Source organism: Sphingomonas sp. PAMC 26605 (genome assembly GCF_000241485.1).
In the GTDB taxonomy this organism is placed as follows: domain Bacteria; phylum Pseudomonadota; class Alphaproteobacteria; order Sphingomonadales; family Sphingomonadaceae; genus Sphingomonas.
Genome location: NZ_JH584241.1, coordinates 1,974,706 through 1,984,024, shown reverse-complemented (window position 1 = coordinate 1,984,024; position 9,319 = coordinate 1,974,706). Strand labels below are relative to the sequence as shown.

The window sequence follows — 9,319 nt, the reverse complement described above, 5'->3', positions numbered from 1 at the left end:
AGACAATGACCGCGCCCGCAACCCATGTCTGGCGCCTACTCAAATGGGGCCGGATCCTCGCGCGGCACGGCGCCCTCTCGGGCATCGAGCGCGATCCCAACACGCCGCTGCCGATGCGACGGCTTGCGCGCATTGCGCGGATCGGTGCGCGCGTGCCTAAAGTGCCGCGCTATGCCGATGCACTCCAGGCGATCGGCCCCGCCGCGATCAAGCTCGGCCAGACGCTCGCGACGCGCCCCGACATCGTCGGCGAAGTCGCCTCGGATGACCTGATGCGCCTGCAGGACGCGCTCCCGCCCGTCCCCTATGAGACGATCCACGCCGCGATGACGCGCGCCTTCGGGCGCGACCCGGCCGATCTGTTCGCCACGATCGACCCCGTCCCGGTCGGCGCCGCGTCGATCGCGCAGGTCCATCGCGGGGTCACCACCGATGGCCGGACGGTCGCGATCAAGGTGCTGCGCCCCGGCGTCGAGGAAGACTTCGCGCGCGCGATCGAGACCTATCAATGGGCCGCGGCGCAAGTCGAGGGCTATGGCGGCGAACTTGCACGGCTGCGCCCGCGCCTCGTAATCGAAACCTTCAAGCGCTGGACCGCGCGCGAGCTCGACCTGCGGCGCGAGGCGGCCTCGGCCTCGGAATTGGCCGACGCGATGACCGCCGAGCCCGATTTCCTCGTGCCCAAGATCGACTGGCAGCGCACCAGCGGCAAGGTGCTGACGCTCGAATGGATCGACGGCATCAAACTGTCGAACCGACCGGCACTCGTGGCGGCGGGCTATGACCTCAAGGCGCTCGCCAACACGCTGGTCCACGCCTTCCTGCGCCAGGCGATCGCGGAGGGGTTCTTCCATGCCGACATGCATCAGGGCAATCTCTTCGCGCTGCCCGGCGGCAAGATCGCGGCGATCGACTTCGGCATCATGGGCCGGATCGACCGGCGCGCGCGCGTCTGGCTCGCCGAGATCCTCTACGGGCTGATCACCGGCAACTATAAGCGCGTCGCCGAGATCCATTTCGAGGCGGGCTATGTCCCGCCGCACCACAATGTCGCGGAGTTCGCAACCGCGCTGCGCGCGGTCGGCGAGCCGATGCGCGGCATGGCGGTCAAAGACATGTCGATCGGCATGATGCTCGACGGGCTGTTCAACATCACGCGCGATTTCGACATGCAGACGCAGCCGCATCTTCTGCTGCTGCAGAAGACGATGGTGATGGTCGAGGGCGTCGCGACGAGCCTCGATCCCGACATCAATTTGTGGGACGCCGCCGCCCCGTTCGTGCGCGAGTGGATCCGCACCGAACTCGGCCCCGAGGCGGCGGTCGCCGACCGGCTGGTCGAGGATTTCCGCACGCTCGCGCGACTCCCCGACCTGATCCGCAATATCGAGCGGCGCTTCCCCAATCCGCCCGGCGCGCCGCCCGAGCCGCCGCTCCGCGAGATCGAAGTGGTGCGGATCGGAGGGGGGTGGCGCTATGCGCTGGTCGCGGTGCTCAGCGCCGGCGCGAGTCTTGGGCTGGGATGGATGCTGTGGGGGTAAGGCGCGCGCCGCCGCTGCCGGCGACCGACCGGGCGGCATGACTGCGCGCGCGCCCCTCTGGCTGGCGCAGCCGTCGCGCTATGCCGCGCTGCCGCAAGCGCGCGCGCGTGTCGCGGTCGCGCTGCTCGCGGTTCTGCTGCTCGCGAGCCTGCTTGCACTGGTCAGCCCAGGACCGCCGCCCGTCCAGCACACCCCCGAGGCGCGCGCCGACGACCAGCGCGACGTGATGCTCTACGAAACGATCGTGCAAGGCGTGCGCGGCGGGGGGGGCTATTATGCCGTCACGGCGCAGGCGCTCCGCACCGGCGACTATCCGATGCGCCCGTTCGTCACCTTTCGCCTGCCGACCCTGGCGGTGGTCGAGGCGGCGTTCCCGCCGGTCGCGATGATTGCGTTGCTCTACGTCCTGGTCGCGGGCGTCGGCTACGCCTGGTATCGGCGGCTTGACGGTGTGTTCAACCGGCGCCCGCCGGTGTTGATCGCGCTGGCGCTGCTCGCCGCGGGCCTGATGGCGTTCGTGCAGAGCGATCTCGTCACCTTCCATGAGATTTGGGGCGGGCTGCTGATCGCTTTGTCGCTGGCGCTGCGCCGCGAGGACCGCTGGATCGAGGCGGTTGCGATCGGGCTGATCGCGATGCTGATCCGCGAGACCGCCGCGCTGTATGTCGGGGTGATGGCGCTGCTCGCGCTCGCCGAAGGCCGGCGCCGCGAGGCGATCGGCTGGGCGGCGACGCTCGGCGTGCTGGCGATCGTCGTCGCGCTGCACGCGCAGGCCGTGGCGACGGTGGTGCGCGACACCGATCCCGCTTCGCCCGGCTGGGCCGGCTTGCTCGGGTTCGGCTTCTTCGTGAAGACGATGCAGCTCTCGACCGCGCTCGATCTCGCGCCGCTGTGGCTCGCTGCGCCGCTCGTCGCGCTCGCGCTGTTCGGCTGGTCGGCGTGGCGCAGCCCGCTCGCGCTGCGCGCGCTCGCCACCTTCGTGGCGTATGCGGCGCTGCTCGCGCTGTTCGGGCGGACCGATACCTTCTATTGGGGGCTGATGATCGCGCCCATGCTCCTGATCGGCCTTGCCTTTGCGCCCGATGGGCTGCGCGACCTGATCGAGGCGGCGCGGTCCCCGCAGCGCAAGATCACGGTCACGCGGGTGACGCGATGAAGATCCTGCTGATCGTCGGCGGCGGCATCGCCGCGTACAAGGCGTGCGAGCTGATCCGGCTGTGCCGCAAGGCCGGGATCGGCGTGAAATGCGTGCTGACCGCGGGCGGCGCGCATTTCGTCACGCCGATGACGCTCGCCGCTTTGTCGGAGAATCAGGTCCATACCTCGTTATGGGACCTCAAGGACGAGGCCGAGATGGGGCATATCCAGCTCAGCCGCGAGGCCGACCTCGTCGTCGTCGCGCCCGCCACCGCCGACCTGATGGCGAAGATGGCGGCGGGGATCGCCGACGATCTCGCGACGACCTTGCTGCTCGCGACCGACAAGCCGGTGCTCGCCGCGCCGGCGATGAACGTGCGGATGTGGCAGCACGCCGCGACGCGCCGCAACGTCGCGACGCTGCGCGGCGACGGGGTGAGCGTGCTCGAGCCCGACGAGGGGCCGATGGCATGCGGCGAATTCGGCGCGGGGCGCTTGCCCGAACCCGAGGCGATTTTGGCGGCGATCCAGGCGGCTTTGGCGGCATGAGCGCGCGTCGCCCTTACCCTTCCCACGCCTTCGGCGCGGGCCCCCTCCCTCTCCCATCGGGAGAGGGAGGGGGGAGCGAAGCGGCGGAAGGGTGAGGGTGACTGCGATCAACACGACGCTAACCGGCACTCACATCCTCGTCACCGCCGGACCGACGCACGAGCCGATCGACCCGGTGCGCTATCTCGCCAATCGCTCTTCGGGCAAGCAGGGCTTCGCGATCGCCGCCGCGCTCGCTGCGCGCGGGGCGCGGGTGACGCTGATCGCGGGGCCGGTGACGCTCGCGACCCCCGAGGGCGTGACGCGAATCGATGTCGAAACGGCGCTCCAGATGGAAGCGGCGGTGGCGGCGGCGCTTCCCGCCGCTGCCGCGGTGCTCGTCGCCGCGGTCGCCGACTGGCGCGTCGACAGCGCTGGGCAGAAGATCAAGAAGGGCGCGGGCGGGCCGCCCGTCCTCCATTTGGTCGAGAATCCGGACATCCTCGCAGGCCTCGCGCGGAGCCCGCAGCGTCCGCGGTTGCTGATCGGTTTCGCGGCGGAGACCGAACACGTCATCGACCACGCTACCGCAAAACGCGCGCGCAAACAGGTCGACTGGATCGTCGCCAACGACGTGTCCGGCGATGTGATGGGGGGAGCGGCGAACACCGTCCATATCGTCACCGCCGACGGTGTCGAAAGCTGGGACCGCCTCCCGAAGGAGGCGGTCGCCGAGCGCCTCGCCGCGCGAATTGAACGGGCGCTGACCGCTTGAACCGAGCAGCCGATCCTACAGGTCGAGCTTGCCCTTAAGCTCGTCGATCCGCTTCGACGCGTCGGCCTTGCTCAGATCGGGGCTCGGCGGCTCGACATGCGCTTCTTCGCTCAGCGTCGTCAGATACGATTCCTGCGCGCCGGTCATCGGATCGCCACCCGACACCCATTGCGAAGGGTCTTTCTCGGTGTTCGAAGCGGGATGCTCGTCGAGCTTGGGATTGTGCGGGGTGTCGGCCATGGGATACTCACATGTTTCTGGTATGTTCTGAACCGTCGAACCGCCTTGCGGTTCCGCAAACGCCTGCGAGACTTCGACACGGCGCGTCGGACTTGCTAGGACAGCGCGCATGACCACGCCGATCACGATTGCGCTCAAACGCCTGCCGCATGGCCAGGACCTTCCTCTGCCCGCCTACGCCACCGATGGCGCCGCCGGGCTCGACGTCGTCGCGGCCGAAGCCGTCACGCTGGCCCCCGGCGCGCGCGCTGCGGTTGCGACGGGCTTTGCCATCGCTATTCCCCACGGCTTCGAGGTGCAGGTCCGCCCACGCTCGGGCCTCGCGCTCAAGCATGGCGTGACGTGTCTCAACACGCCAGGCACGATCGACAGCGACTATCGCGGCGAGGTGAAGGTGATCCTCGCCAATCTTGGCCAGGAACCCTTTGAAATTGCACGCGGCGACCGGATCGCCCAACTCGTTCCGGCCCCGGTTCAACGCGCGATACTCGACGAGACCGCCACGCTCGACGATACCGTCCGCGGAACCGGGGGTTTCGGATCGACCGGACGATGATGCTTTTCCTTTTTCTCCAGGCCGCGGAGCCTGCCGCGCTGCCCAGCGACTGGACGACTCTCGCGCCGCTGCCTTACGTGGCGGCGCCACAATTGACGCCGCAGCTGACCAGCTTCGTCGCCGGCGAGATCGCCGCCAATCGCTGTCCCGTCCCGAAACCGGCCGACGGACACTATGTCGTCAAGGTCGATGTCGCGACACTGGTCGGCACCGACGGTGTGGTGCGTCGCACCGTGCCGCACGCGATCAACTGCCCTACGGTCGAGCAATATGCCGCCGGTCTGGTCGCGGGTTTCGCCCGCAGCAATCTCGCGCTGCGCGCGGGCGGCGGCGACATGTGGTACCGCGCGACGATCACCTTCGACTGGCGCGGATGACGCTCTCCGACGCCGAACTCGAGCGCTATGCGCGCCACATCGTGCTGCGCGAAGTCGGCGGGGCGGGACAGCTTGCGCTCAAGGCGGCGAGCGTCGCGCTGGTCGGCACCGGCGGGATCGGCAGCCCGGCGATCCAGTATCTCGCCGCCGCCGGAATCGGGCGGCTGGTGTTGATCGACGACGACACCGTCGATCTCTCCAATCTGCAGCGCCAGACGGTGTTCGGCGGGCAGGACCTCGGTGCGGCGAAGGTCGCCGCGGCGGCGCGGGCGGCGCGCGCACTCAATCCGCACGTCGCGGTGGAACAGCATGGCACGCGGCTGACGCCCGATAACGCCGCCGATCTGCTCGCCGGAGTGTCGGTCGTGCTCGACGGGAGCGATTCGTTCGCGACTCGGCTCGCGGTGTCGGACGCCGCGCAGGCGTTGCGCGTCCCGTTGGTCTCGGCCTCGGTCGGGCAGTTCGAGGGCCAGCTCGGCGTGTTCCGCGGCTGGGAAAGCGACAAGCCGTGCTATCGCTGCTTCGTCGGCGACGCGCGCGACCGCGCGGGCGACAGCTGTTCCGAACATGGCGTGCTCGGCGCGATGGCGGGCGTGATGGGCAGCCTCGCCGCGCTCGAAGCGCTGCGCGTGATCGTCGGCTTCGGCGAAGACAGCGCGGGCAAATTGCTGCTTGTCGATGCGCTCGCCTTCCGCTTTCGCACGATCACCTTGCCCAAGGATCCCGGCTGTCCGGGCTGCGGTTAGGCGCGCCTTAAGGGTGACCCGCTAGGACAGTTCCATGAAACGCCCGCGCATCCTCGTCATCTTCGGCACACGGCCCGAAGCGATCAAGCTCTTCCCGGTCGTCGCCGCGTTGCAAGCGGTGCCGGGGCTCGACGTCCGCACCTGCGTCACGGCGCAGCATCGCGGGTTGCTCGATCAGGTGCTCGCGATCGCCGGGGTCACCCCCGATATCGACCTCGACCTGATGGAGCCGGGTCAGTCGCTCGACCGCCTCACCGCGCGGCTGCTCACCGGTCTCGGCGACGTGATGGATGCCGAAAAACCCGACCGCGTGATCGTCCAGGGCGACACCGCGACCGCGATGGTCGGTGCGCTCGCGGCCTATTACCGCAAGGTGCCGGTCAGCCACGTCGAGGCGGGGCTGCGTTCGGGCGACATCTATCAGCCCTGGCCCGAGGAGGTTAACCGGCGGATCGTCGCGCCGATCGCCGACCAGCATTTCGCGCCGACGCAGACCGCCGCAGACGCCTTGCGGCGCGAGAATATCGCGCCCGAGACGATCCACGTCACCGGCAACACCGTGATCGACGCGCTTCATGCGACGAGCGCCAAGCTCGAAGCCGATCCGTCGCTCGCCACCGGGCTCGACGATATCGCCACGCGCTTCGCCGACAAGAAGATCGTGCTCGTCACGACGCACCGGCGCGAGAATTTCGGCGGGGGGATGGACAATATCGCGCATGCGCTCGGGCAGATCGCACAGCGCGACGATGTCGCGATCCTCTTCCCGATGCACCCCAACCCCAATGTCGTCGCGGCGATGGAACGCGTGCTCGGCGACCGCCCCAACATCGCGCGGATCGATCCGCTCGATTACCCGCATTTCATCCGCGCGCTCGGCCTGTGCCACATCGCGCTCACCGATTCGGGCGGGGTGCAGGAAGAGGCGCCCGCGCTCGCCAAGCCCGTGCTCGTGATGCGCGAGACGACCGAGCGCCCCGAAGGCGTCGTCGCCGGGACCGCCAGGCTGATCGGCACCGATCCGCAGCGGATCGTCTCAGAAGTCACTACGTTGCTCGACGATCCCGCCGCCTATGCGGCAATGGCGCGTGCGCACAATCCGTTCGGCGACGGCCAGGCGAGCGCACGGATTGCCAGCATCGTCGCGAACGGCTTTGGTGTGGCGGGCGCGTAGGCGGCAGCGCTCGCGCGTTTCCGAAATATCAACGCTCGGCGCCCATTAGCCGGAGCGTGAGCAAGTAAAGGTGCCGGATCGATGATGTCGCACGCAGACCTGAAGGTCGTTGTCATTGGCCTTGGCTATATCGGCCTCCCGACCGCTGCTGTCATCGCGCGCACCGGCGCGAGCGTGCTCGGCATCGACGTCTCGGCGCATGTCGTCGAGACGGTCAATTCGGGCAAGGTGCATATCGAGGAGGTCGATCTCGACGGCCTCGTCTCGGGCGTCGTCGCGCGCGGCGCTTTGCGCGCCGCGACGCAGATCGAGCCCGCCGACGTGTTCGTCATCGCGGTGCCGACGCCGTTCGCCGACGATCATGCCCCCGATATCGGCTATGTCCTCGACGCCGCCAAGACGATCGCGATGGTGCTGAAAGCCGGCGACGTGGTGGTGCTCGAATCGACCTCGCCGGTCGGCACGACCGAGCAAGTGCGTGATCTGCTGGCTGAGCTCCGCCCCGACCTCAAGGTTCCGGGAAAGAGCAATGGCGACAGCCCCGACGTGGCGATCGCCTATTGCCCCGAGCGCGTCCTGCCCGGCCGGATCCTGGTCGAACTGATCGACAATGACCGCGTGATCGGGGGGATTACACCACGCTGTGCGCGGAAAGCACTGCAATTCTACCGGCGCTTCGTGCGCGGCGCGTGCGTCACCACGACGAGCCGGGCGGCGGAGATGACCAAGCTCACCGAAAACGCATTCCGCGACGTCAACATCGCGTTTGCCAACGAACTCAGCCGCGTCGCCGACACGATGGACGTCGATGTGTGGGAGGTGATCCGCCTCGCCAACCGCCACCCCCGCGTCAATATCCTGTCGCCCGGCCCCGGCGTCGGCGGGCATTGCATCGCGGTCGACCCGTGGTTCTTGGTCCATGCCGACCCCGCCAACACGCCGCTGATCCGCACCGCGCGCGAAGTCAACGACGCCAAGATCGATTACGTCGTCGAGCGCGCCGAAGCGCTCGTCGCGGCCAATCCGGGCGAGCGGGTCGCGTGCCTCGGGCTCGCCTTCAAGGCCAATATCGACGATTTTCGCGAAAGCCCGGCGTTGAAGGTCGCGCTCGCGCTGGCGGCGCGGTTCGGCGATCGGCTGCACGTCGTCGAGCCGTATACCGACGCGCTTCCGGCAAGCTTCGACGGCAGCGGCGCGACGCTTATCGACGTGGACAGCGCGATCGAGACGTGCGGGATCATGATCGTGCTGGTCGATCACGACGTCTTCAAATCGGTCCCACTCGACGAGCGCGCCGACAAGCACGTCTATGACACGCGCGGGATCTGGCCCGACCAGCCGCGCGCGCCCGCGCGCGGCGCGCCGTTGCGTCTGGCGAGCTGAGCCCCGCGTGGCGATCGCCCGAGGCGTTTGCTAGGGTCGGCGCGCGATGAAAGGTGTCCCGATTACCGATGACTAGCCCCCTCCCGCAGACGGCGGCGCCGAGTGGACCGCCCGGGTCGCGCGCCTATGCGATCGGCGACGTGCACGGCCGGCTCGATCTGCTCGACGCGCTGCTCACGCAGATCGCGGACGATCGCCAGCGACGGCCCGGCTCGCGCGATTTTCTCGTCTTGCTCGGCGACGTGATCGATCGCGGGCCGGAGTCGCGGGGCGTCGTGCAGCGGCTGCGCGGGCTGGACGATCCGACGCTCCATCCCGTCTTCCTGATGGGCAATCACGAGGAGATGCTGGTGCGCGCGCTCGGCGCGGAACCCAAGCGGCTGCGCGATTGGCTGAAGTTCGGCGGTACCGAATGCATCGCGAGCTACGGCATCGACCCGGCGCGCATCGCCGGGCTCGATCCCGCCAGCGCCGCCGCCGCGATCCGCGCCGCAATCCCGCGCGACGATCTCGCCTTTATCGACGGATTTGCGGACAGCTTCCGCTTCGGCGACTATCTCTTCGTCCATGCCGGCATCCGCCCCGGGATCGCGCTCGAGCATCAGCGCACGGGCGACCTGCGCTGGATCCGCGAGGATTTTCTCGAAAGCGAGGTCGTCCATCCGCTGTTCGTGATCCACGGCCATACGATCGTCGATCGCCCCGACGAGCGCCCCAACCGGATCGGGATCGACACCGGCGCCTATGCCAGCAACGTGCTGACCGCCCTATGCATCGAGGGAACCGACCGCCGCTATTTCACGACAGGATCGTAACCCGCCTTTCGGTCGAGCCGAGGCGCTTTTCATCGCGCCCGAGGGTG

The 9,319-nt window shown here is 68.7% G+C and carries 9 protein-coding genes and 1 pseudogene; 9 read left to right on the top strand and 1 reads right to left on the bottom strand.

Translation table 11 applies throughout. The features are described from left to right. The first annotated feature begins 5 nt into the window (after window positions 1-5). The 3 genes and pseudogenes from ubiB (at window position 6) to RH90_RS22070 (ending at window position 3,981) form a co-directional block, all read left to right on the top strand. Window positions 6-1,541: a 2-polyprenylphenol 6-hydroxylase gene (gene ubiB / locus RH90_RS09260; RefSeq protein WP_010185290.1), complete on the top strand. Its 1,536-nt coding sequence runs from the start codon at window positions 6-8 to the stop codon at window positions 1,539-1,541. A gap of 37 nt (window positions 1,542-1,578) precedes the next feature. Continuing rightward, window positions 1,579-2,697, top strand: coding sequence for a hypothetical protein (locus tag RH90_RS09255; protein ID WP_010185289.1), 1,119 nt, complete (start codon window positions 1,579-1,581; stop codon window positions 2,695-2,697). Further along, a pseudogene (locus RH90_RS22070) lies at window positions 2,694-3,981 on the top strand (bifunctional phosphopantothenoylcysteine decarboxylase/phosphopantothenate synthase). Before RH90_RS09255 ends, RH90_RS22070 begins: the two are co-directional and overlap by 4 nt. Window positions 3,982-3,996: 15 nt before the next feature. Here RH90_RS22070 and RH90_RS09240 read toward each other — a convergent pair. Next, window positions 3,997-4,221 carry a DUF3072 domain-containing protein gene (locus RH90_RS09240; protein ID WP_010185288.1) on the bottom strand — a complete coding sequence of 75 codons (225 nt, stop codon included), beginning with the start codon at window positions 4,219-4,221 and terminating at the stop codon, window positions 3,997-3,999. A gap of 109 nt (window positions 4,222-4,330) precedes the next feature. Between RH90_RS09240 and dut the strand changes: the two genes are divergently transcribed. The 6 genes from dut to RH90_RS09210 all read left to right on the top strand — a co-directional run bounded on the left by dut (window position 4,331) and on the right by RH90_RS09210 (window position 9,272). Continuing rightward, window positions 4,331-4,777, top strand: a complete 447-nt coding sequence (gene dut / locus RH90_RS09235; RefSeq protein ID WP_010185286.1) for a dUTP diphosphatase — start codon at window positions 4,331-4,333, stop codon at window positions 4,775-4,777. After that, on the top strand, window positions 4,774-5,154 hold the full coding sequence (locus tag RH90_RS09230; RefSeq protein ID WP_010185285.1) for a hypothetical protein: 381 nt from the start codon (window positions 4,774-4,776) through the stop codon (window positions 5,152-5,154). Before dut ends, RH90_RS09230 begins: the two co-directional genes overlap by 4 nt. Further along, window positions 5,151-5,900 carry a HesA/MoeB/ThiF family protein gene (locus tag RH90_RS09225; protein ID WP_010185283.1) on the top strand — a complete coding sequence of 250 codons (750 nt, stop codon included), beginning with the start codon at window positions 5,151-5,153 and terminating at the stop codon, window positions 5,898-5,900. The genes RH90_RS09230 and RH90_RS09225 overlap by 4 nt, the downstream gene beginning before the upstream one ends. 34 nt (window positions 5,901-5,934) lie before the next feature. Then, window positions 5,935-7,074 carry a non-hydrolyzing UDP-N-acetylglucosamine 2-epimerase gene (gene wecB / locus RH90_RS09220; RefSeq protein ID WP_010185282.1) on the top strand — a complete coding sequence of 380 codons (1,140 nt, stop codon included), beginning with the start codon at window positions 5,935-5,937 and terminating at the stop codon, window positions 7,072-7,074. A gap of 81 nt (window positions 7,075-7,155) precedes the next feature. Then, complete coding sequence (gene wecC, locus RH90_RS09215; protein ID WP_010185281.1) at window positions 7,156-8,457, top strand: UDP-N-acetyl-D-mannosamine dehydrogenase; 1,302 nt, start codon at window positions 7,156-7,158, stop codon at window positions 8,455-8,457. Between the two features lie 68 nt (window positions 8,458-8,525). Beyond that, window positions 8,526-9,272, top strand: coding sequence for a metallophosphoesterase (locus RH90_RS09210; protein ID WP_010185280.1), 747 nt, complete (start codon window positions 8,526-8,528; stop codon window positions 9,270-9,272). Window positions 9,273-9,319 lie beyond the last annotated feature (47 nt).

Coding starts and splice junctions, on each gene's coding strand:
- ubiB (WP_010185290.1), top strand. CDS start 6: ATGACCGCGCCCGCAACCCATGTCTGGCGCCTACTCAAATGGGGCCGG.
- RH90_RS09255 (WP_010185289.1), top strand. CDS start 1,579: ATGACTGCGCGCGCGCCCCTCTGGCTGGCGCAGCCGTCGCGCTATGCC.
- RH90_RS09240 (WP_010185288.1), bottom strand. CDS start 4,221: ATGGCCGACACCCCGCACAATCCCAAGCTCGACGAGCATCCCGCTTCG.
- dut (WP_010185286.1), top strand. CDS start 4,331: ATGACCACGCCGATCACGATTGCGCTCAAACGCCTGCCGCATGGCCAG.
- RH90_RS09230 (WP_010185285.1), top strand. CDS start 4,774: ATGATGCTTTTCCTTTTTCTCCAGGCCGCGGAGCCTGCCGCGCTGCCC.
- RH90_RS09225 (WP_010185283.1), top strand. CDS start 5,151: ATGACGCTCTCCGACGCCGAACTCGAGCGCTATGCGCGCCACATCGTG.
- wecB (WP_010185282.1), top strand. CDS start 5,935: ATGAAACGCCCGCGCATCCTCGTCATCTTCGGCACACGGCCCGAAGCG.
- wecC (WP_010185281.1), top strand. CDS start 7,156: ATGATGTCGCACGCAGACCTGAAGGTCGTTGTCATTGGCCTTGGCTAT.
- RH90_RS09210 (WP_010185280.1), top strand. CDS start 8,526: ATGACTAGCCCCCTCCCGCAGACGGCGGCGCCGAGTGGACCGCCCGGG.